Annotated in this window: 21 protein-coding genes; 4 read left to right on the top strand and 17 right to left on the bottom strand. The window is 52.9% G+C overall.

All coding sequences use genetic code 11. From position 1 onward, the window contains the following. The first annotated feature begins 168 nt into the window (after nucleotides 1-168). Nucleotides 169-2,997 carry an excinuclease ABC subunit UvrA gene (uvrA, locus tag SMB34_RS19490; protein ID WP_037992541.1) on the top strand — a complete coding sequence of 943 codons (2,829 nt, stop codon included), beginning with the start codon at nucleotides 169-171 and terminating at the stop codon, nucleotides 2,995-2,997. A 22-nt stretch (nucleotides 2,998-3,019) separates the two neighbouring features. On the opposite strand, the gene SMB34_RS19485 is transcribed toward uvrA, so the two are convergent. Continuing rightward, nucleotides 3,020-4,000 carry a hypothetical protein gene (locus SMB34_RS19485; protein ID WP_240478880.1) on the bottom strand — a complete coding sequence of 327 codons (981 nt, stop codon included), beginning with the start codon at nucleotides 3,998-4,000 and terminating at the stop codon, nucleotides 3,020-3,022. A 186-nt stretch (nucleotides 4,001-4,186) separates the two neighbouring features. Between SMB34_RS19485 and trmFO the strand changes: the two genes are divergently transcribed. Continuing rightward, the gene (gene trmFO, locus SMB34_RS19480) at nucleotides 4,187-5,533 is read left to right on the top strand and encodes a methylenetetrahydrofolate--tRNA-(uracil(54)-C(5))-methyltransferase (FADH(2)-oxidizing) TrmFO (protein ID WP_037992537.1); all 1,347 of its coding nucleotides are present in this window, start codon (nucleotides 4,187-4,189) and stop codon (nucleotides 5,531-5,533) included. Nucleotides 5,534-5,570: 37 nt separating this feature from the next. On the opposite strand, the gene SMB34_RS19475 is transcribed toward trmFO, so the two are convergent. From SMB34_RS19475 to SMB34_RS19465, 3 genes are all read right to left on the bottom strand, one after another. After that, nucleotides 5,571-6,137 carry a hypothetical protein gene (locus SMB34_RS19475; protein ID WP_051682437.1) on the bottom strand — a complete coding sequence of 189 codons (567 nt, stop codon included), beginning with the start codon at nucleotides 6,135-6,137 and terminating at the stop codon, nucleotides 5,571-5,573. A gap of 142 nt (nucleotides 6,138-6,279) precedes the next feature. Further along, nucleotides 6,280-7,125, bottom strand: coding sequence for a phytoene/squalene synthase family protein (locus SMB34_RS19470; RefSeq protein ID WP_037992535.1), 846 nt, complete (start codon nucleotides 7,123-7,125; stop codon nucleotides 6,280-6,282). A gap of 6 nt (nucleotides 7,126-7,131) precedes the next feature. Next, nucleotides 7,132-8,310, bottom strand: coding sequence for a mechanosensitive ion channel family protein (locus SMB34_RS19465; protein ID WP_037992534.1), 1,179 nt, complete (start codon nucleotides 8,308-8,310; stop codon nucleotides 7,132-7,134). Between the two features lie 111 nt (nucleotides 8,311-8,421). On the opposite strand from SMB34_RS19465, the gene SMB34_RS19460 reads away from it, so the two are divergent. Then, nucleotides 8,422-9,780, top strand: a complete 1,359-nt coding sequence (locus tag SMB34_RS19460; protein ID WP_037992532.1) for an NAD(P)-binding protein — start codon at nucleotides 8,422-8,424, stop codon at nucleotides 9,778-9,780. Nucleotides 9,781-9,786: 6 nt separating this feature from the next. Here the strand turns inward: SMB34_RS19460 and SMB34_RS19455 are convergent, their stop codons facing one another. The 5 genes from SMB34_RS19455 to yajC form a co-directional block, all read right to left on the bottom strand. After that, a complete protein-coding gene (locus SMB34_RS19455; RefSeq protein ID WP_007089621.1) occupies nucleotides 9,787-10,167 on the bottom strand; it encodes an Mth938-like domain-containing protein in 381 nt (126 codons plus the stop codon). A 50-nt stretch (nucleotides 10,168-10,217) separates the two neighbouring features. Further along, nucleotides 10,218-11,117, bottom strand: a complete 900-nt coding sequence (locus tag SMB34_RS19450; protein ID WP_037992529.1) for a DMT family transporter — start codon at nucleotides 11,115-11,117, stop codon at nucleotides 10,218-10,220. A 146-nt stretch (nucleotides 11,118-11,263) separates the two neighbouring features. Further along, nucleotides 11,264-12,193, bottom strand: a complete 930-nt coding sequence (gene secF / locus SMB34_RS19445) for a protein translocase subunit SecF (RefSeq protein ID WP_007089623.1) — start codon at nucleotides 12,191-12,193, stop codon at nucleotides 11,264-11,266. Between the two features lie 19 nt (nucleotides 12,194-12,212). Then, complete coding sequence (gene secD / locus SMB34_RS19440; RefSeq protein WP_007089624.1) at nucleotides 12,213-13,787, bottom strand: protein translocase subunit SecD; 1,575 nt, start codon at nucleotides 13,785-13,787, stop codon at nucleotides 12,213-12,215. Between the two features lie 135 nt (nucleotides 13,788-13,922). Further along, complete coding sequence (gene yajC / locus SMB34_RS19435; protein ID WP_007089625.1) at nucleotides 13,923-14,300, bottom strand: preprotein translocase subunit YajC; 378 nt, start codon at nucleotides 14,298-14,300, stop codon at nucleotides 13,923-13,925. Between the two features lie 236 nt (nucleotides 14,301-14,536). Between yajC and SMB34_RS19430 the strand changes: the two genes are divergently transcribed. After that, entirely contained in the window at nucleotides 14,537-15,400 is an 864-nt protein-coding gene (locus SMB34_RS19430) for an ATP-binding protein (RefSeq protein WP_037992528.1), read from the top strand. 60 nt (nucleotides 15,401-15,460) lie between these two features. On the opposite strand, the gene SMB34_RS19425 is transcribed toward SMB34_RS19430, so the two are convergent. The 8 genes from SMB34_RS19425 to SMB34_RS19390 all read right to left on the bottom strand — a co-directional run bounded on the left by SMB34_RS19425 (nucleotide 15,461) and on the right by SMB34_RS19390 (nucleotide 22,322). Beyond that, entirely contained in the window at nucleotides 15,461-16,555 is a 1,095-nt protein-coding gene (locus SMB34_RS19425) for a peptidoglycan DD-metalloendopeptidase family protein (RefSeq protein ID WP_240478879.1), read from the bottom strand. A gap of 57 nt (nucleotides 16,556-16,612) precedes the next feature. Next, nucleotides 16,613-17,266, bottom strand: coding sequence for a protein-L-isoaspartate(D-aspartate) O-methyltransferase (locus tag SMB34_RS19420; protein ID WP_037992525.1), 654 nt, complete (start codon nucleotides 17,264-17,266; stop codon nucleotides 16,613-16,615). Further along, nucleotides 17,263-18,030, bottom strand: coding sequence for a 5'/3'-nucleotidase SurE (gene surE / locus SMB34_RS19415; protein WP_037992524.1), 768 nt, complete (start codon nucleotides 18,028-18,030; stop codon nucleotides 17,263-17,265). The genes SMB34_RS19420 and surE overlap by 4 nt, the downstream gene beginning before the upstream one ends. 12 nt (nucleotides 18,031-18,042) lie before the next feature. Further along, the gene (serS, locus tag SMB34_RS19410) at nucleotides 18,043-19,320 is read right to left on the bottom strand and encodes a serine--tRNA ligase (RefSeq protein WP_037992523.1); all 1,278 of its coding nucleotides are present in this window, start codon (nucleotides 19,318-19,320) and stop codon (nucleotides 18,043-18,045) included. Between the two features lie 112 nt (nucleotides 19,321-19,432). Beyond that, nucleotides 19,433-20,431 (bottom strand): twin-arginine translocase subunit TatC, encoded by a 999-nt coding sequence (tatC, locus tag SMB34_RS19405; protein ID WP_338057858.1) that lies wholly within the window; start codon nucleotides 20,429-20,431, stop codon nucleotides 19,433-19,435. Nucleotides 20,432-20,433: 2 nt separating this feature from the next. After that, on the bottom strand, nucleotides 20,434-20,847 hold the full coding sequence (gene tatB / locus SMB34_RS19400; protein ID WP_037992520.1) for a Sec-independent protein translocase protein TatB: 414 nt from the start codon (nucleotides 20,845-20,847) through the stop codon (nucleotides 20,434-20,436). 35 nt (nucleotides 20,848-20,882) lie between these two features. Then, nucleotides 20,883-21,113, bottom strand: a complete 231-nt coding sequence (gene tatA / locus SMB34_RS19395) for a twin-arginine translocase TatA/TatE family subunit (RefSeq protein WP_007089633.1) — start codon at nucleotides 21,111-21,113, stop codon at nucleotides 20,883-20,885. A 165-nt stretch (nucleotides 21,114-21,278) separates the two neighbouring features. After that, nucleotides 21,279-22,322, bottom strand: coding sequence for an ABC transporter ATP-binding protein (locus SMB34_RS19390; protein WP_037992519.1), 1,044 nt, complete (start codon nucleotides 22,320-22,322; stop codon nucleotides 21,279-21,281). Nucleotides 22,323-22,441 lie beyond the last annotated feature (119 nt).

Here is a 22,441-nt window from a genome sequence, read left to right as displayed (position 1 = left end):
TTCAACCCGCCGGTTTTTCCGGCGGGTTTTTTTCGTGGGCGATCTTGCGCCACTGCAAAAATAAACCACTCCTGACAGATACTGACAGGAACTGTCAGGGGCGCGCTTGCGTATCAGGATTGGCTCCTCTATACCTTTCCCGAACATTACAGGAACAAAAGGCCCGACATGCTGACGAAAATTTCGGTTCGCGGTGCGAAAGAACATAACCTGCAAAATATCGATGTTGAACTGCCTCGCGATGCTCTGGTGGTCATCACTGGTCTGTCAGGGTCGGGCAAAAGTTCGCTGGCGTTCGATACGATTTATGCCGAAGGACAGCGTCGTTATGTCGAAAGCCTGTCAGCGTATGCACGTCAATTCCTTGAATTGATGCAAAAACCCGATGTGGAATATATTGATGGCCTGTCTCCTGCCATTTCCATCGAACAGAAAACAACATCGCGCAACCCGCGCTCGACTGTGGGAACGGTTACCGAAATTTATGACTATATGCGTCTTCTCTGGGCGCGCGTTGGCATCCCGTATTCCCCGGCAACCGGCCTTCCGATTGTCAGCCAGACCGTATCGCAGATGGTTGACCGCGTTATGGAAATGCCCGAAGGCACGCGGCTTTATCTGCTGGCACCGTTTGTTCGGGGGCGCAAGGGTGAATACAAAAAGGAACTACGTGATCTGCGCACGCGCGGCTTCCAGCGCGTCAAGATTGATGGCGAAATGTATGACATCGACGAAGCGCCTGAACTGAACAAAAAGCTAAAGCACGATATCTCGGTCGTTGTCGACCGTCTAATCGTCAAGGAAGGGATTGCAACCCGCCTTGCCGACAGTTTTGAAACCGCCCTTGAACTGACAGACGGTATCGTTCTGACCGAAGATGCCAAAACCGGGGAAACAACCGTGTTCTCGGCAAAGTTCGCCTGCCCGGTTTCCGGCTTTACGATAGAAGAAATCGAGCCACGCCTGTTTTCGTTCAACAACCCGTTTGGCGCCTGCCCGGCTTGCGATGGTCTTGGCACCCAGATGGAATTCGACCCGGAACTGGTCGTCCCCGATGAAGGCAAAAGCCTTGACGACGGCGCTGTTGCGCCTTGGGCCAGCACCACATCGAAATATTATCTTCAAACCCTACGGGCGGTCGCCAAGCATTTCGGCTTCAAGACCAATGTCGCATGGGAAAAGCTTCCGAAAACAGCACAGGACATCATTCTGTATGGTTCAGGTGATGAAGACGTCACGGTGACCTACGATGACGGTTCGCGCAGCTACAAGGTTGCCCGACCGTTCGAAGGCGTCATTCCCAACATGTCGCGCCGCTGGCGCGAAACCGACAGCCAGTGGGCACGCGATGAACTTTCGAAATATCAGACGGTTTCAAGCTGCCCGACTTGCCACGGCCATCGCCTGAAACCCGAGGCACTGGCCGTGAAGATCGACAAATCCACGATTTCGGAGATCACCGATCTTTCGATTGGCAAGGCCGCCGACTGGTTCCAGGCGCTTGAAGGCAAACTGAACGAAAAAGAAACCGAAATCGCGCGACGCATCCTGCGTGAAATCAATGATCGCCTGCGTTTCCTGCGGGATGTCGGGCTGGATTATCTGTCGATGTCGCGTACATCTGGCACACTTTCAGGTGGCGAAAGCCAGCGTATCCGGCTGGCGTCGCAAATCGGGTCCGGCCTGACCGGGGTCTTGTATGTTCTGGATGAACCTTCCATTGGCCTGCATCAGCGTGACAATGACCGCTTGCTTGAGACCCTTAAACGTCTTCGCGATCTGGGCAACACCGTGCTTGTTGTTGAACATGACGAAGACGCCATTCGTGCCGCCGATTACGTCGTTGATATGGGCCCTGGTGCTGGTATCCATGGCGGTCGTATTGTTGCCGAAGGCACACCCGAACAGATCCAGCAGAACCCGAACAGCCTGACCGGAAAGTATCTTGTCGGGGTTGAACAGATCGCCGTTCCCAAGGAGCGCCGCAAGGGTAATGGCAAATCGATTGCGATCAAGGGTGCCCGCGCCAACAACCTGCAAAATGTCGATGCCAAATTCCCGCTTGGCAAATTCATCTGTGTTACCGGTGTTTCGGGTGGCGGCAAGTCCAGCCTTGTCATTGAAACGCTGTATAAAGCACTTGCCAAGCGGATGCATAATGCACGCAATCACCCCGGTGCCCATGGCACCATCACCGGCATCGAACATATCGACAAAATCATCGATATCGACCAAAGCCCGATTGGCCGCACCCCACGTTCCAACCCGGTCACCTATACCGGGGCCTTCACCCCGATCCGTGACTGGTTCGCGCAATTGCCCGAAGCCAAAACACGCGGTTACAAGCCCGGCCGTTTCTCGTTCAACGTCAAGGGTGGCCGTTGTGAAGCTTGTCAGGGCGATGGCGTGATAAAGATCGAAATGCATTTCCTGCCTGATGTTTACGTTACCTGTGATCAATGTAAGGGGAAGCGATACAACCGCGAAACGCTGGAAATATCATTTAAAGGCAAATCGATATCTGACATTCTTGATATGACAGTCGAAGAAGGGGCCGATTTCTTCAAGGCCGTTCCGTCCATTCGCGACAAGATGGAAACCTTAAAACAGGTCGGGTTGAGCTACATCCATCTCGGTCAGCAGGCAACGACCCTTTCGGGTGGTGAAGCGCAGCGCGTGAAGCTTGCCAAGGAACTGTCAAAGCGGGCCACTGGCCGCACGCTATACATCCTTGATGAACCAACCACCGGGCTTCATTTCCATGATATCCGCAAGCTCCTGGAAGTGTTGCACACCATTGTCGATCAGGGCAACACGGTGGTTGTGATCGAACATAACCTTGATGTCATAAAAACTGCCGACTGGATCATTGATATCGGTCCCGAGGGTGGTGATGGTGGCGGCAAGCTGGTTGGTTGCGGCACACCAGAGGTCATCATGGCCAACGAGGAAAGCTATACCGGCAAATACCTTAAACGCCATCTCGGCCTGAAGTAATGCCTTAAAGCGAAGCGGGCACCTAGCCCGCTTCGACCCGATCTTCGACCCGTTTGACAAGAGCAGAGCTTAGCCGCTCGCTAAAGCCTGACAGGAATGCCAGCACCAGTACGATGGAAATCTGTTGCCCCGCACCAGAAATCGTTCCGATCTGATCCATGTCGGAAATATTGTGCAACTGATCCAGCGGGATCGGCAGAATACCGGCGCGCAGTGCCAGTAACACGATCAGAGCGAAGCAAAAACCAAGGCAGGGTCGAAACAAAAAATTGAAAAAAACCGACGCCGGTTCCATTTCCGCCCAGTCGACATCCTTACCCAACCGCATCATCATGCTGACCAGTGCCCCTATCGCACCGAAACTGCCGACAAAGAATAACAAATCATAACTGAAGCCGAACAGTTTGCCGTGCCCGGCGCTGACGATCTGGTCTACGTGTAAAAACAGCATCACCGACACGACCAGCAATATCGGCGAAAGCGCCAGCGCAATTGCTGCCACCCGAAGCGAACGGAAAAAAGCCCGCTGTGTGTTATCAAGCTGATCGCGCCCGCCCACCAGATCAGACAGATAACCATGCACAAATCCGTCCCGCCCTTGATTGAGCGCCAACAACATGACGATTGCATCTGACGTTTTGCGCATTTGGGCATCGGCATCGAGCCCTTCATCCTTGCGCCACCAGCGCAAAAACGACCGCATGACAAGCGATGCGCGCCATCCCTGACGGGTGGCGACAACATAATCAATCATGTTTTCAACATCACTGCTGCCAAACTTGTTGGCACCGATATCACCAAATGGAAAGGCAATCCGTCCGATGGTAGAGGCGGCAGTTTTGCGCGCAGATATGTTATCATCTCCGTCTGTCGCACCATCACCGCCATTTCCATCAGGCAAACAATCAATCGTCGTGCTCTGTCTGGATCGCCGGATTGGAACAAGCCCCATCACAGGGCAATGGGCCGGATCGTAACCATAGGGTCGATGCGGATAGCTCATGATGCCGTCCTTGTGATGGATGTGTCTGGTATCAGCGACGCAGCAACAGGTGGTTTGTGAATAATTTACGGTCACATAAGTGATATGCAGCAGCGAAATGGCGCAATTCACTTGAAATCAGGCCTCCTGCACCGCTATGTGTGTGCCAGAAAGTTTAATTCTGTTTTTGCTGAGGAGTTCGCAACCGTGAGCACGGTCAAACCTGTTCATATTATCGGTGCCGGTCTTGCCGGTAGCGAAGCCGCATGGCAACTGGTAGAGGCCGACATTCCGGTTATCCTGCACGAAATGCGCCCTACCCGACCGACCGACGCACATCACACGGACAAATGTGCCGAACTGGTCTGTTCCAACTCGTTTCGGTCTGACGACAAGGAATATAACGCGGTCGGCCTGATCCATGATGAAATGCGCCGTGCCGGGTCGCTGATCATTCGCTGTGCGGACGCACACAAGGTTCCCGCCGGTGCCGCTCTTGCGGTTGATCGCGAAGGTTTCTCGCAGGCGGTAACCGAAGCGCTGATGAATCATCCTCTGGTCACCATGGAGCGTGGCGAAATTGATGGCCTGCCACCGGTCGAATGGGAAAGCACAATCATCGCAACCGGCCCGCTGACCTCAAGCGCACTGGCCGAAGACATTCGCAAGGCCACCGGCGAGGAAAGCCTTGCCTTCTTCGATGCTATTGCCCCGATCGTCTATAAGGAAAGCATCGACTTTGACAAGGCATGGTTCCAGTCGCGTTACGACAAGGGCGATGGTAAGGACTATATCAATTGTCCGATGAATGAAGAGCAATACAACGCCTTCATCGACGCCCTGATCGAAGGTGATAAAACCGAATTCAAGGAATGGGAAAAAGATACTCCCTATTTCGATGGTTGCCTGCCGATTGAAGTCATGGCTGAACGTGGCCGCGAAACCCTTCGTCACGGCCCGATGAAGCCGGTTGGTCTGACCAATCCGCATGATCCGACCCGTAAGCCACGCGCCATCGTGCAACTGCGCCAAGACAATGCTTTGGGCACGCTCTACAACATGGTCGGTTTCCAGACGAAACTTAAATATGGTGCGCAAGCCGATGTGTTTCGCATGATCCCGGGGCTTGAAAATGCCGAATTCGCCCGTCTAGGCGGTATTCATCGCAACACCTTCCTGAATTCCCCACGTCTTCTGGATGGCACGCTTCGTCTGAAAGCCCGGACCGATATCCGATTTGCCGGGCAGATCACCGGCTGTGAGGGATATGTGGAAAGTGCCGCTGTAGGCCTGATGGTTGGGCGTTTTGCTGCGGCTGAAAAGCAAGGCAAAACAATCCCGACACCGCCGCTTGCAACCGCCATGGGAGCCCTTTTAAACCATATCACTGGCGGTGCTGACGAAAGCACCTTCCAACCGATGAATGTCAATTTCGGGCTTTTCCCGGAACTTGAACTGACCAAACGGGTGAAAGGCCGCGACCGCAAGAAGCTTTATAGCGACCGCGCTATTCCCTTGTTTGACGGATGGCTTTCAGACATCAACGCTGCATGAAACAAAGGCCGCATCATCCGATGTGGCCTTTTAAATTTCAATATTTGCTCTGGCGTTTGAGCTTTCCGGTGACATCGCGGATAGGTTCGCCATTTCGGAACCGTTTGAACACGAGATCCATATTGCCATCTGCATCCAGGCTGCGTTCATAGACCTGCATTTCGTAACCACCGTCATCCGTGATGTAAAGCGCATGAACGGTCAGGGTTTTTCCGACGATACGCGCCCAGACAAAAGGTTCACCCTGCAACGGGTCATTGGGAACACGTTTGCCAAACAGGCCTGTGCGCATCGCACTTCCATAAATGTCGGGCCGATCCGTGGTATAGAACTCGATACTCAGCGATACGTTTTTTTCGCGACCATCAGCCTTGTGAATTACCGTTGACCAATCAATGGTAAAGCCACGCCCGGTTTCCGTGATTTTCACGTCAAGATCGCGCGCTTTAAGTTCTTCCTCGGCGTTATAGATCGATGTCCCGTGATACTCGCCAACAAACGGGCCGATATTTTCCGCATGACAAGGCGCTGGCACAACAAGCCACATGATCAAAAGCATGCCAAACAGCCCCACAGCTTTGATCGGCGCATGCAAATTCATCATGTTGGACCTCGTTATGTTCATTTCGTCCGCCCCGTTTGCCATCAGGCCACCAGCGTCAAATAACGCTACCACAAGACTTTACGAAAATATTGTATCCATTACATCTATTTAGATGAGATTTCGCCAATATCCAGCGTAGTGCTCAGTATCGATTTAAAAATGCCTTTACCGTCAGCCGGAAACTGGCCGGGCGGGCAAGACCAAACTCGGCACTGAATGGATCAAAACCGGCCTTTTCAAGCTTGCGTAAATATCCATCAGCCAGAACCACAGGCAATGCCGCGGCCAATGCATTTGACGGCAGATATTTACGATACTTTCTGGCTTCCCTGATCCGGTTTTGCGCCAGTTCGGCGATCTCGCGCGTCAGTGCTTTGACTGTGTCTGTTTTGCGGAATTCAAAAATGTCGCCCTGCCCGACCCCATAATGTTCCATCCGATCATGAGGCAGGTAAAGCCGTTTTGCCCGGCCATGGAAAACCATGGCGCGCAGAATTCCCACCAAACCATAAGCATTCCCGGCCAGTCGGGCGGCGTGTCTGGCATCAGCATCATCCACACCAAGCAGTTCGGTCGCCATCACCGCCAGATGCCCGGACGTCTGATCGATATAGTGATCGAGTTCAGCCTGATTTGCCGGCGCCTTATCGGCAAGGTCAAATTCACGCGCAGCTATCAGGGTTTCCAGATTACGCGCATCAAGCCGCCCGGACTGGATCACGACCGAGAGAGGTTCAACAACTTCATGCTTGCGGATTTTACCCTGCTCAATCTCAGCAAGGGTGTCACGCCACCATTGCAACCGGATATGGCCCAGCATGGTGTCGCTAACCATTTCGCGCGTTTTCGATACTTCCTGATTAAAGGCATAAAGCGTGAAAAGGCTTTCACGTTTGTCCGGACTTGCGAAAAGCGAACATAAAAACCGGTCCTTGTCATTTCGACGCACGTAATCGGCACAATAGGAAAGTTTTGGCGTGTCAGTCATCGCACGTTATCCGATCTTGCGCGATGTTTCAGCGCGATCATCATTGGTGTTATCGGTCATTTTTTCCGGCAGGGTTTCGACATAAAGCGACTGCGACGGGAAGGCAAACGCCGCATCGTTATCCTCGACAATACGTTTGAATGCAATGATATGCCGGTTGCGGATATCGCGCCATGTCACCCAATCGGTAGTGGTCGTAAAGTAATACAGATCGATGTTGATCGAACTTGCCCCGAAATCAGACAAATGCACCATCTGCGCCACATCGGTTTGCGCGACATCATCATCGTTTTTCAGGAAGGATCGGATATCGTCGACGATCTTCTCAATCTGATCGGCTGTGGTGCGATATTCGACCCCAATCACCATCTTGATGCGGCGATGGGTCATGCGGGACCAGTTGATTACCGGGGAATCGACGATTTGCGCATTGGGCATCGTCACCAAGGCCTTGGCAAACGTTCGCACCTTGGTCGCGCGAAGGCCGACGACCTCGACCGTTCCTTCAAACTGCGGTGTTTCGATCCAGTCGCCCCGCTTGTAAAGGTTATCTGCCAGAATGGTCAGGCCGCCGAAAACATTGGCGACTGAATCCTTTGCGGCCAATGCCACGGCCATACCGGCAAGACCAAGACCGCCCAGAAATGCAGAAACATCAAGGCCCCAGTTTTCCAACAGAACGACAACGCCGATCACAACAATCAGCGTCTTGACCGCCCGAATAAAGAACTGTCGCAAATCATCACCAAGACCGCCCCCAAAACGCCATGCCAGATTGTTAAATGACATTGCCAGCGGTTCAATCGACCTGAATAGCGCCCAAAAGACCGAGAAGGTCGCAAAAATGCCGATCAGCTCAAACAGAACGGCGTCAAAGTTTTCCGGAAGATCAAGAATCTCGATCGCAAAATACACGCCCCCCAGAATCACCAGAAGCTGAATCGGTGCCTCGAAGGCGTCCAGAACATGGGCGGCTGTACTATGTTTGTGCTGATGCGCCAGCTTGCGCAGGCTACCAATGACACCAAGTGCCAGAACACGTTTCAGGACGAACACAAACAGCAGCACCGCCCCTGCGACGACATATTTGCCGATTTCTCCGCCGCCCAGCATCTCGACCCAATTGGTCATCTGATCAATGACTTCGCTGTTCAGGCTATCAATTTCGGATGTAATTTCGTCCATGACTTCACATGTAATCTGCTGTTAAGGTTTTAAATCAAACAATGACTTAACGGTTACCGCTACGGATTGTTTCTTGCGGCCCCTGTATAACAACTAAAACAGGACAGGCATATGGCATCCTTTGCTGCACCAAGACTTCATGTCATTGGCGCCGGACTTGCTGGCTCAGCACTTGCAACTCAAATGGCGCAGGATGGTGTATCCGTAACGTTGTACGATTCCGGCGAACTTTTCGCCAGCCGCTGGACACGCGGCATGAAAACTTCCCCCAAAAACCACAAGGTTGCCGAACCCGAAATTTTCTATGATCCCGAGGATCTGGTTCGGTATTTTTTCTCGCAATGGCCGGAAATTCCGCGAAAACTGATCCGACCGGCCCATGCGGTTATCGGCCTTAAACACCCCGGACGAAGCCCCGCCATCATTGATCTTGATCACGGTATTGCCGCGGCTTTGATTGCACGTCGCCCGACAATTTTCGCACGGCTGTTTACGGCATGGAATTTATGGTTCTCCCGTTACGCCAGTGAAGATCGGCGTGTCAGTCAACGAATGCGGGTCGCTGCTGATTTGGGTGAAGATATGGAAACACCGACAGCAACCTATCATCAGGGTGCACTTGCGACACTGGCCGAGGTGCTGTTTTCAATGCCAGCCCACAATTGCTCGGCCGCTTTGCTGGGGCGCGTTTTAATGCCGACATTGCGTGAAATACGCCGCCATAATGCAAGCCACGCCTTCGCGGCGATTGACCCAATCATCCTAAACGATATCGCGCTGCCCACTATGCGCGATCATTTTATCGCAGCTGGCGGCGACATCATAAGCGGTATGGAACTTGGTGATATCGACAGTACGACGGATTTCGCCACCGACCTGTTTTTCGGCGATGATCAGATCGAAGTGCGCCCGCAAGATGCCGTGGTGCTTGCACTTCATCCAAGGCCACTTTGCGATGCGGTACCTGATATCGGCATTCCGCCGGCCCCAGCGCATCGACGAACTTTTGTGTTTCAGGCCAGCAAAAGCTTTGCCGAACCATGCTGTGTCCTGGCTGATGATGATCTGGTACGTGCGATTTATTGCAACCGTCGTCACATACAGGTCAGCATGAACAGCAGTCTGATTCTGCCAAGCGACGGCACAGCGGTTCAGTTGGCCGCAACGATCTGGCAGCGCGTCACAGAGCTTTGCGATCAGCATTTAAATCTTGATCTGTCGGAAAGGACAAAAATTGAAACCGGCGATGAGCATCCGGCTTTCAGTTATGTTGATTGTGAAGCCCCTTTTCCGGAACTCAGTCCGGGGGTTGCAGCACTTCGCCACCGGATTACGCCACCTTGGCGGAACCTGTTTTTATGCGGGGATGCCTTTCCGCCGGATTATCCGCCCGGACCGGCAGCGGTTATCGCAAGTGTGATGAAGGTCCGTGCGCAGTTGCATGAATATCTGAAACTGCGCGACTTATAACACGGGTCAAACCGAAATCAGGGCTGCGGCAACCCGACGGGCTTCCGATACCAGAACATTATAGGTGCGACACGCAGCACCGGTATCCATCGGCTCGACGACAATGCCATGTTTGCGAAGTGCAATGCGCCATTCAGCAGGCAATGGTTTCATGCCACTTCCCATTCCCAGCAGCAGGATATCAATCTCGTCGGATGCTTCAATCACCCGACCAAAGGCATCGACATCAACCTGATCAATATTCTCATACGGCCAGGAATAGACATTCTTGGGAAACAGTAAAACCGAACCAGTGACAACTTCTTCGCCAAAACGAAACAGGCCATCCCCATAGCTGGTAACGATCTTTCGGCCTTCTGCGATCAGCGGACTTACTTCCAAAGACATATCATTCCCTCTTGACGCAACCTTGAAAAGTTCTTCCGGCGTTGTCTGCCTCAAAGCGCAGCTGCAGGTGCCTTTGCTTTTTTCCCGCGCCACAAAATAAACAACCCGGAAACAACAACGATACTACACCCGATCAACATGGGCATGTCGAGTTCCTCACCAAACAGGAACACGCCCAAGGCAATACCGAACAACAACCGAGTATACCTGAACGGTGTAACCGACGAAACATCACCGCTGCGCATCGCTTTCATCAGGGCGGCATAAGCAGAAATCCCCATCAGGACCGCACCGGAAAAATAGAAAAGGCTTTGGCCGTCGGGTAGCGTAAATGCTTTGCCTTCCCAAACCGAAAACAGGATACCGGCAATAATAATGGCAATAAAACCATAGAATCCCAGAATAGACGTCCCCAACGATATCGGGGCTGCCCGGCTGGCTAGATCACGACCGGCAAAACCGATTGTTCCGATCACCGCCAGCAACGACAGGACTGAAAAGCCATCCGCGCTCGGACGAAGAATGATCAGAACACCGATCAGACCAACAAAAATTGCCAACCATCTGCGCCATCCCACTTTTTCACCAAAAATGAGCGCCGCGCCAAGAACCACAATAAGCGGCGTTGCCTGTAAAATGGCCGTGGTCGAAGACAAAGGTGTTAAAGCAAGCGCAAGCACATAAAACAGTCGCCCGATAACCTCGAACACGATCCTTACACACATAGGACGCGACAGAACCGCCGGGTCAAGCAGTCGTTTATTCTGGGCTTTGGCAATCGCGGCAAATAAAACCGCCCCTCCGACACCAAACAGGATCAAAACCTGTCCCACTGGATGCGTCGCCGAAACGGCCTTCACAAATGCGTCTTCAACGGCGAATGCTGCCATTGCCGCCATCATCCACAGACTACCGAGCAAATTTGCCCGATGACCATCTCTTGCGTCCATATTAAGCGCCACAGGCAAGAACCAGTTTTGAAAATGGTTTAAATCAGCTCGCAAAGGTCATACGCCACTGCGCACTAAAGGAAAAGGCCGGGTTGTTTTCGCACAAACCCGGCCTTTCTGTAAATCCATGTCGTGCGGCTGAGGAATCAGGCACCGGCCTTCTGGGTCTCTTCGCCTTCGGGAATCTTGCGGTTAAGCCGCAGAACCATCAGCAACGGAGACGCCACACAGATTGACGAATAAGTCCCTATGACAATGCCGAAAATCAGCGCCATCGTGAAACCACGGATCGCTTCACCACCAAATACGAACAACGCAATCAGCGCCAGCAAGGTGGTAAATGATGTCATGGTCGTACGTGACAGGGTCGAATTGATCGACAGATCAAGAAGATCGGGTATTTCCATCTTGCGGAATTTGCGCAGATATTCGCGAATACGGTCAAATACAACCACCGTATCGTTGATCGAATAACCGGCAACGGTCAGAACCGCTGCAAGCGTCGCCAGATCGAACTGAACACCGGTGATCACAAAGAAACCGATGGTAATCAGAACATCATGCAGAAGTGCCACAACCGATGCCACGGCAAACTGCCATTCGAACCGGAACCAGATATAGACCATGATCAGCAAAAGCGAGATGGCAACCGAATAGACTCCAGCTTCCTTCAGCTCGTCACCAACCTTCGGGCCGACCAGTTCGCTACGGCGAATGGTAACATTGTCACCAAGTGCCTCGGTCACAGTAGCAAGCGCTGCCATCTGGGCTTTTTCATCACCGTCCTGGCGCTGCAACTGGATCAGGACATCATCGGGTTCGCCGAATTCCTGAATTGATACATCCCCCAGTCCAAGAGAACCAAGATTATCACGCAGCGCGCCAATATCGGCCGGACCGTCGGTTTTGATTTCAAGGAGAATACCGCCCCGGAAATCGATGCCGAAATTCAGCCCCTTGGTTACAAATAAGCCAACAGATGCCAGCACCATGACCAGCGAGACAATATAAAAGATTTTCCGGAATTTGAGGAACGGGACGTTCACGTCATCCGGAACAAGATGCAATGGTTTCATAATTTTCCTGCTCCCTTCCTCAAAGTACCAGTTCCGTCGGACGACGGCGTTTAACCCACACCGAAATCAACAGTCGGGTCACCCAGATTGCCGAGAACATCGACGTGATAATGCCGATGGCAAGCGTGACGGCAAAACCCTTGATCGGCCCGGAACCAAAGCTGAATAGCACAAGAGCCGCAATCAGCGTGGTTAGGTTGGCGTCAAGGATGGTCGACATCGCACTGCGATAACCGGCATCAATTGCGTTGATGATCGTACGGCCATTATTACGTTCTTCACGGATACGTTCGAAAATCAGTACGTTGGCGTCAACCGCCATACCGACCGTCAAAACGATACCGGCGATACCCGGCAGTGTCAGAGTTGCCTGCAATACCGACATCACTGCCAGCACGAGGATAAGGTTCATCAGAAGTGCGATATCGGCATAAATCCCGAACCGCCCGTAGCTGATCACCATAAAGGCAATAACGAAGACAAGACCAAGGACGGCTGCAATTTCACCGGCCTCGACAGAATCCTGTCCTAGCCCCGGGCCGACTGAACGTTCTTCAAGGATCTGCATCGGTGCGGGCAATGCACCGGCACGCAACAGCAACGAAAGATCGTTGGCCTCCTGAACACTGAACTGGCCGGTAATGATACCGTTACCACCAAGGATCGGTTCATTGATCCGCGGGGCTGAAATCACTTCGCCATCCAGAACGATCGCCAGACGACGACCGGCATTTTTCGACGTCATGTCGCCAAACCGCGCACCACCTGCCGCGTCAAAGCGGAATGAAACAACGGGGCGACCATCGTTAAAGGTGGGTTGTGAATCGATAAGGTTATCACCCGAAACAACCACGCGACGGTCAATCAGATATTCGTTGATACCGGCCGCACGGTCACCGGCATCAGCCGATGGCAGGATAATGGTTCCCGGCGGCATGCCGGTGGCACGCGCTTGGGAAGCCGTTTTTTCCTCGTTCACGAGGTGGAAGTTCATTTTCGCGGTACGGCCAAGAATCGCGCGCAATCGCGATGGATCATCAAGTCCAGGTACCTGAACAACAATACGGTCTTCACCTTGGCGCTGGATCGACGGTTCGGTCGTTCCCAGTTCGTCAACACGACGGCGCACCACCTCAAGTGACTGGCTGATCGCGCGATCAACAAGCTCTTTGCGGGCCTGTTCGGTGTAGGAAACGATAATGTTGTTGCCGTCACCACTCATGACGGTATTAGGTTCGACATCGCGGATCAGATCGCGGGCTTTTTCGACCTCGTCGGCATTGACGATGGTGACTTCAGCGCCGTCCAATCCGGCATCGCGCGGACGGTAACGAATGCGTTCCTCGCGCAGTGTCGAACGGATCGTATCGCCAAGCGCTTCATAACGCTCGCGGATCACGCTGTTAATGTCTACCTCAAGCAGCATGTGCGATCCGCCGCGCAGATCAAGACCAAGGCTGATCTGTTTACCCGGAAGATAGCTGGCTTCAGTTGCCAACGTGCCCTTGGGCAGGAAATTCGGTGCAGCGTATATAACGCCCAAAGCGCACACCAGCAGAACCAGTGCTGCTTTCCATTTCGTAAAATAAAGCATGTGTCCTTTAACCAGATTTGTCTGGAAAACCTTGGTCTGGTTCTATCGAACATCGGGAGAGTTACACCCCGCAGGCCACCGGCTGTAAACAAGAAGGCGGAGCATTTTGCCCCGCCTTGCAAGTCATCAAAGAGATCAGTCTTTTTTGGTCTCTTCAGCTTCTTTTTCGTCTTCGTCTTTGTCGTCGCCTTTGGCTGGCTCGGTTTTCGACAGAACTGTCGAAACCATGCCGCGTGCAACCTTGACTTTGACCCCTTCAGCAATCTCGACCGAAAGTTCATCGTCACCAATAACCTTGGCAACGGTACCGATCAGACCACCGGCGGTAACGATTTTGTCACCACGACGAACAGCAGCGAGCATCGCTTTATGCTCTTTCTGTTTTTTCTGCTGCGGACGGATAAGCAGGAAATAAAAAACAACAAAAATCAGGATCAGCGGCAGGAAGCTGGTAAGCATATCTGCACCACCTGCGCCACCTGCGCCCTGCGCGAAAGCCGGCGAAATCAACATTAGGAACTCCTAATCCCATACAACAAAACAAATCAACTGCCGGAATATAACGGTGTGTCCCGTCAACGCAAGGAAGAACAGGATTTTTATCGGTTAAATCCCGTATTCTGTGGTTCTGTTCACGTCACCAAAAGCGCGCTAAATCATATGGCACTGTTATTGCCAGATCGCCTTGTGATAGCGTTTTGGGCATATTCGTCGCCACCACGATAAAAAGAAACATCCAAGAGGCTTTAATGACCAACGATTTCAATCAATTGCTGCCCACCCTTGAGCGCATTGCCGACGCGCTGGAACGCATGGCCCCACCTGCGCATAAAACCAATGACCTTGCCGCGGCTGATGCCTTTGTCTGGCAGGCCGAAAGCGGTTATCTGCAACCGGTGCGCAATGTGAACCGGATTGATATCGATCTTTTGCAGGGAATCGAACAGCAAAAGACGATTCTTTATAACAATACCAAACGGTTCGCCAATGGACTTCCGGCCAACAATGCGTTGCTTTGGGGCGCACGTGGCACCGGCAAAAGTTCGATCGTCAAGGCGATGCACGCCAAAATCAACACGGAAAAGGCTGGCGCATTGGCATTGGTCGAAATCCATCGCGAAGACATCCCGACCCTGCCCCATCTTCTGCATATTCTCGAAGAAAGCGGTCGCAAGACGGTTCTGTTCTGTGATGACCTCTCATTCGATTTGCAGGATGAATCCTACAAGTCGCTTAAGGCTGTGCTTGAAGGCGGCATCGAAGGCCGCCCCAACAATGTGATTTTCTATGCGACATCGAACCGTCGTCATTTGATGGCGCGCGATATGATCGAAAATGAACGATCAACCGCGATCAATCCGTCCGAGGCCGTCGAGGAAAAGGTATCCCTATCCGACCGCTTCGGCCTGTGGCTTGGCTTCCACAACATTTCACAGGATGTCTATTTTGAAATCATCGAAGGGTACGCCAAGGAATTCGGGCTTGATGTTCCGATTGAAGACCTACGTGCCCGAGCCAAGGAATGGACGGTCACACGTGGCAGTCGTTCAGGCCGCGTTGCATGGCAATTCATTCAGGAATTAGCCGGCGAAATGGGGAAAAAGCTTGGCTGACTGCCCAGGACAGCAGCGTATAAACAAAACGCCCGGAACATCAAGGTCCGGGCGTTTTGTTTATCGCGATACCATCATCTGTGGCAGGTATTTCATCGGGTCCGTGGATTTTCGTCCACGACGAATTTCAAAATGAAGTTGCGGCTGGTTAACGGCACCCGTGCTGCCGACACTTGAAATCTTCTGACCGCGCTCGACAACGTCGCCGCGTGCCACCATCGGATTTTCCGTATGGGCATAGGCTGTCACATAATCATCAGCATGCTTGATCAGGATCAGATTGCCAAAGCCGCGCAACTCATTCCCGACATAGGTCACAACGCCATTATCCGCAGCAAGGATCGGCGTACCACGCGCAGCCTTGATGTTAATTCCGTCATTGTAAAGACCGCCCGTGCTGGCACCGTATTTAAGAACAATGTCACCGCGAACCGGCCAGACAAAGCCCTTGCGATTGTCAGGTTCGGCAATAACGACATTCTTACGAACTGCACTGCCTTGCCCCGCAACCGGTGTTGCTTCGGGCATCTGGCGGGTATCGTTATTCCAGCTATTGGCAGATGCGTAACGCTGTTCGGCGCGCGCGGCGAAATCCTGTGGCTTCAGGCCAGGCGTCGGGATGCTGCCGCCGTTATTCGGGCTAATACGCGCGGTTTGAACCGTTGACGAGCGTTCGGGTGCTGCCGCCGTTTCAGATGTACCAAGCGGCACACTGACAACTTCGCGCTTGCCGCCCATGGTGACGGTCTTACGCGGCGCGGAGCTTGTTGAACTTGGTGTCGTCGATGACGACCGGCTTGCAACTGCAGTCTGGCTGTTGCTGTCATAAGACGGATCCCAAGGCGGCAGCACAAGCCGCTGCCCCGGATAGATCACATAAGGCTTCGCCAATTTGTTTCGCTCGGTAAAACGGCCAAAATCGGTGCGATACCGGTTGGCAAGCCCCGAAACAGTATCACCCGGTTCAACCGTAATAACCCGCTCACCATTTTTAAGCTTGGGCATGCTATAGGGGCTGTAAGTCGCACCTTCGCCGTAAACTACTGGCACAGGGACGGAATTAAGCAAACAGCCGCCAAGCGCTGCGGTTGTCCCACAGACAAGCGCCAGCGTCCGTATTCTTCGAACTGCCTGTTTGACACTATTTTCCATCATGGAAAACATTGTCTGCGATCAGCCGTTAACAATCCGTAATCAGATGCAGCAATCGGCTCAGAATTCTTCGGTACCCGGCAACATCGGAACGAAACGGACCGGCATCAATTCTGTTACATCAATCCCGGTGGGGGTACGCAAAACCCGCAAAAGCAGTTGCGTATGGGATACCTCGCCCACCGGCACGACCATGATCCCGCCAATCGCCAACTGATCGACCAGAACAGGCGGTACATCTTGTGCTGCCGCAGTCACGATAATACGATCAAACGGTGCCTGCGCCTTCCAGCCAAGCCCGCCATCACCATGCAGGGTCGAAATCGTATGCAACCCCAATTCGCGGAATTTGTCTTCCGCCTCACGCAGAAGCGGCTTGTGCCGTTCAAGCGTGTAAACCCGGCGTGCCAGCTTGGCGAGGATGGCGGCCTGATAGCCCGATCCGGTACCGACCTCAAGCACCTTCATCCGGTCATTCAGCTCAAGCGCCTGCGTCATCAGGGCGACGATATAGGGCTGTGAAATCGTCTGGCCCTTGCTGATCGGAAGGGCGACATTTTCCCATGCCCGGCTGACAAACGGCTCGGCGACGAAAATTTCGCGCGGGATGCTGGCCAGCGCACGTAAAACGTCCTCGTCATGGATCCCGTCATTGCGCAGGATCGCAAGCAGATGTTCGATTTCAGCTTCTCGGGCAATGACAGGCTCGTTCACGGAAATGCCTTCGTCAGTTTTGCGTGCGTCTCGTAATGCGTGAAATCGAGACTGATCGGAGTTACCGAAATATCGCCCCTCTCAATGACCCGCAAGTCCGCATTTTCATCTTTGGGCAATTCCGACTTGATTGCACCAATCCAATAATAAGGCTCTCCGCGCGGATCAAGGCGTTCGGCAATATGATCGCCAATCTTGCGCTGTCCCTGTCTGGAAACCTCGATACGGGCTCCGCCGTCACGTTCGGCTTCCGGAAAATTGACGTTAATCAGAACGCCACGTGGCCAAGTCGTGTGAATAAGGGTTTCCGCAACCGGTAAAAGATGCTTTTCCGCAACCGACCAGTCGATCAGATTGCCGGAAAAAAACTGGGAAAAGGCAATTGCAGGCACATTCAGCAACGTTGCTTCCATCGCGGCAGCAACCGTACCGGAATAGGTTACATCCTCGCCAAGGTTGCCACCCCGGTTGATCCCCGAAAGAACAATATCGGGCGGACTGTCACGCATGATTTGCTGAAGGGCCAGCAGAACGCAATCGGTTGGCGTTCCGTCGACAGAAAAATGTCGCTCGTCACGTTTGCGTATCCGCAACGGATGGCGCAGGGTAAGCGAATGCCCGGCCCCGCTTTGCTCGGTCGTCGGTGCGACAACCCAGACATCATCGGAAAGCGAACAGGCAAGCTTTTCCAAAAGCCGAATCCCCGGCGCATCAATCCCGTCATCGTTGCTGATCAGGATGCGGGCATTTTGCAGATCGACCATATCGCCCCCCCCCTATCCGCGCGGTGAAATCACCTCGACACCGCCCATATAGGGCCTCAATTCATCCGGTACACGAATTGAACCATCTGCCTGCTGATAGTTTTCCATCACCGCAATCAGGCAACGTCCAACAGCAAGCCCCGACCCATTCAGGGTATGAACAAAACTGGTTTTCTTGTCGCCAGCGGCACGATAACGCGCATTCATGCGCCGTGCCTGGAAATCACCGGTGTTAGAACAGGATGAAATTTCACGATATTTACCCTGCCCCGGAAGCCAGACTTCAATATCAAATGTTTTGCGCGCGGCAAAACCGATATCGCCTGAACACAGAACCACCGTCCGGTAGGGAAGACCGAGACGCTCAAGAACGGTCTCCGCACAGCGGGTTTTTCGATCAAGTTCCTCGTTCGATTTTTCGGCGGCCACAACCGACACCATTTCAACCTTTGAAAACTGATGCTGGCGGATCATGCCGCGCGTATCACGCCCGGCCGAACCGGCTTCCGAACGGAAACACTGGGTCAATGCGGTATAGCGCAGCGGCAATGCGGCTTCGTCGATAATCTCGCCCGCGACCTGATTGGTAAGCGTCACTTCCGACGTCGGGATCAGCCACATGTCATTGGTGGTTCTGAACGAATCTTCGGCAAACTTCGGCAACTGACCGGTGCCAAACATCGCATCATCGCGTACCAGCATCGGCGTGATGGTTTCTTCATAACCATGCTCGTTTACATGCAGGTCCAGCATGAACTGGCCCAATGCCCGTTCAAGCTTTGCCAGGCCACCACGCAGAATAACAAAACGCGAACCCGAAAGTTTAGCCGCAGTTTCGAAATCCATCATGCCAAGCTTGTCGCCGATCTCGAAATGTTCAAGCGGCTTAAAGTCAAATTCGCCGGGAGTTCCCCATTTGCGAACTTCAACATTGTCTTCTTCGCTTTCGCCTGCCGGAACTTCTGCATCCATAACGTTCGGAAGCGACGATAGCAAAAGATCAAGCTGCTCGTTTAAACCGGCCTGCCCGTCTTCGGCATCCTTGATCCGGTCTTTGAGCTTAGCCATCTCGGCCATCAGTTCGTCAGCATCGCCCCCACTCTGGCGCAATTTGCCAATTTCACCGGAAATGGATTTGCGGCGCGCCAGCATTTCCTGATGTTCAGTCATCAGGCGACGACGGTCTGCATCGATATCGATCAGACGCTGGGCGGTCATTTCGACCTTGCGCGCGGTCATCGCCGCGTCAAAGGCCTCGGGATTATCACGAATCCATTTAATGTCGTGCATGAAACGGCACCTTGTTATTCAGCTATGCGGGCAATTATTCGGGCTTTTATACGATGGGGTGGACGCTTGGTCCACCCCGTCAGATCGGTCATTCGAGAACCGGACAATTCAATCAGCGCGCGCTGTTGAAATCATCCTCGTCATCGTCGCCTTTCGCGGATCCCAGAGATCGGGATGACGAAGGCGTATCAGATTTTGGCGCAGAACCTGCAAGCGCTTTGAAATCGGTCTTGTCATCTGCTTTGCCATCATCGTCCCCGTAATCAGCAGCTGCCGCAGCCGAACCCTGGGTATCGACGTCGTCTTTATTATGATCGGTATCCTCATCGTCACCGTCAAGCTCGGCATCTTCTTCCGCTTCGCGCTTGGCACGTTTACGTTCCGACATCCGCGCCATCAGGATCGAAATTTCATAAAGAATGATGATGGGGATTGCCAGGCCAACCTGCGAAATCAGATCCGGCGGCGTCAGCACTGCGGCAAACACAAAGGCGATCACAACCGCATATTTGCGCCGCTTGGCAAGCGAAGATGCGGTTACGATACCAGCGCGCGCCATTAGTGTCAGCAATACCGGCAGCTGGAAACACAGGCCAAACGCAAAAATAAGCTTCATCACCAGCGCAAGATATTCGCCGACCTTGGCTTCAAGCTGAATGGCAAGTCCCGATGCCCCGCCTGCACTTTCGAAACTAAGGAAGAATTTCCACGCCAGCGGCATGATCAGGTAGTAAACCAGTGCCCCGCCCGCAAGAAACAGGATCGGCGTCGCAAACAGGAACGGCATGAATGCCGAACGTTCATTCTTGTATAGTCCCGGCGCGACAAAGGCCCATAACTGGCCAAGAAAGACCGGTGCGGAAACAAAACAGGCAGCAAAGAACGCGACCTTTACATAGGTGAAGAACACCTCGGTCAATGCGGTATAGATCATGCGCCGGTCCGGCCCCATGACGTCAGCAAGGGGCTTTACGAGGAACCCGTAAATATCTTCGACGAAATAATAACAAATACCGAAAGTGATAAAGAGTGCCAGAACCGCCCATGTCAGACGGTTCCGAAGCTCGATCAGATGCTCCATGATCGGCATCTGCTTGTCATCCGACTGCATGTTCACGCCTGACTCTCCGGATGATCAGTCTTCTTATCTGCAGCAGCAGGTTCTGCCGATGCCGCAGCATCGGTCTTCGGTGCTGTGGTTTTGGTTTCCAATTTGTTGTCGGTTTCGCTTTCGGCAGTTTTATCTGCCGGTTTTGCCTGTTTTGGCTTGGTTTTCGGCTCGGCAATCTTGTTTTCGATGAAGTCTGATGTGCTCGAACGTGCATCGGTGACCTGCTTGCGCAGATCATCAAGTTCGGCTTCACGAATCAGATTATCGATACCGCCCTGAAATTCGCGCGCCATACCGCGCACTTTTTTCCAGTACCCGGCAAGCTTGTAAAGCACATGGGGCAAGTCCTTGGGGCCGACGACGAACAACGCGACGACGGCCACAAGTGCCATTTCGGTCCAGCCGATATCAAACATGGAACACGCCTATCTGAAGGAAACCCGACAGACGATCAGGATTTCACGGAATCCTTGTCTTTGCTTTCAGCAGAAACCGAAGCAGACGTGTTGTTTTCGATGGTTTTGGCCGAAGCAGCGCTGTCTTCGTCTTTTTCGTTTATGCCTGCTTTGAAGCTCTTGATCCCTTTACCCATGTCACCCATGACTTTCGGCAGTTTGCCGGCACCAAAGATGATCAGGACAATCGCCAGAATCAGAACGATTTGCCAAACGCCAATACCCATAACTTCTATCTCCAAAGATCCAATCTGCCATCCGGCGAGAATGCCCGGATAATGGCAGAAAGCCCCCCACTGTGCAATGCAACGATTGTGAATATACCGTGCACCGCTACGAACCTGTATGTTTGTTTCTTAGTCTCATCGGACCTATTTCGCGTTGAAATCGGCCTAATTCATAGGAAACACAAAGGTCATGTCAGGATCAAGCGTAATAGCGACCGCCCCCTGATTTACTGACGAAAGTCTACGTGGCACGCGCGCATGGACATGCCCGCCCGCATGAAGCGATAAATGCATCAGACTGATTTCACCAAGTGACCGCACAGCATCAACCCGCGCCAGAATATCATGTCCATTCATGGCATCGGCAATCTGCAATCCTTCCGGGCGCACCAGAACTTCAACCTGTGTTCCGTCATCAAGATCACCCTGCGCCACATCACCAAGCGGCGTCGTCACAATCCCACCCTGCACTGTTCCGGGGAAACGGTTAACCTCGCCAAAGAAAGATGCAACAAAACGATTTTGCGGATTGAAATAAAGGTCTTCGGGGGTGCCATCCTGCATCACCTGCCCTTCCTTCATGATGATAATCCGATCCGCCATATACATCGCTTCTTCCGGATCATGGGTCACCATGATGGTTGCGATCCCGGCATTTTTCAAAACATGCAACGTGGTATCACGAAGTTCGGCACGGCGTGCAACATCAAGCCCCGAAAACGGCTCGTCCAGCAACATCACGCGCGGTGTTGGCGCCAAAGCTCGGGCAAGTGCAATCCGCTGTTGCTGCCCGCCGGATAATTCGTGGGGATAGGCATTGTAATATTCTGCCATACCGACCTGCCGAAGCGCACGTTCGACCGCTTCCTTGCGTTCAATCTCAGATGATGAACGCAGACCGAACCCGATATTCTTGGCAACGCTCAGATGCGGAAACAGGGCGTAATCCTGAAACACCATACCGACACCGCGTTTTTCGGGTTCAAGATATTCCCCGGGCCGCGCTACAAGCTGATCATTAATTGAAACGCTGCCTTGCTGAAGCTTTTCAAGCCCTGCGGCAATACGCAATGCAGTAGTCTTGCCACATCCCGAGGGCCCCAAAAGGCAAACCAGTTCGCCGGGCGCAACGTCAAAGCTTATGTCTTTGAGAACCTTGGTACTGCCGAAATCATGGCTGACATTGGACATTCTCAAGCCGTCGGGCATCAGATCTCTCTTTATTCTTTTGCCGGGAAACCCTGCAATTAAGTTGCAAAATCTTTCCCAGATTTAATCCTACCCAACAGCGCATGCAAGAAGCTGGATCAAAGAAGCACGATAAAAGA

Source organism: Thalassospira permensis NBRC 106175, from assembly GCF_000714555.1.
In the GTDB taxonomy this organism is placed as follows: Bacteria; Pseudomonadota; Alphaproteobacteria; order Rhodospirillales; family Thalassospiraceae; genus Thalassospira; species Thalassospira xiamenensis.
This window is presented reverse-complemented; position numbering and strand designations above follow the sequence as displayed.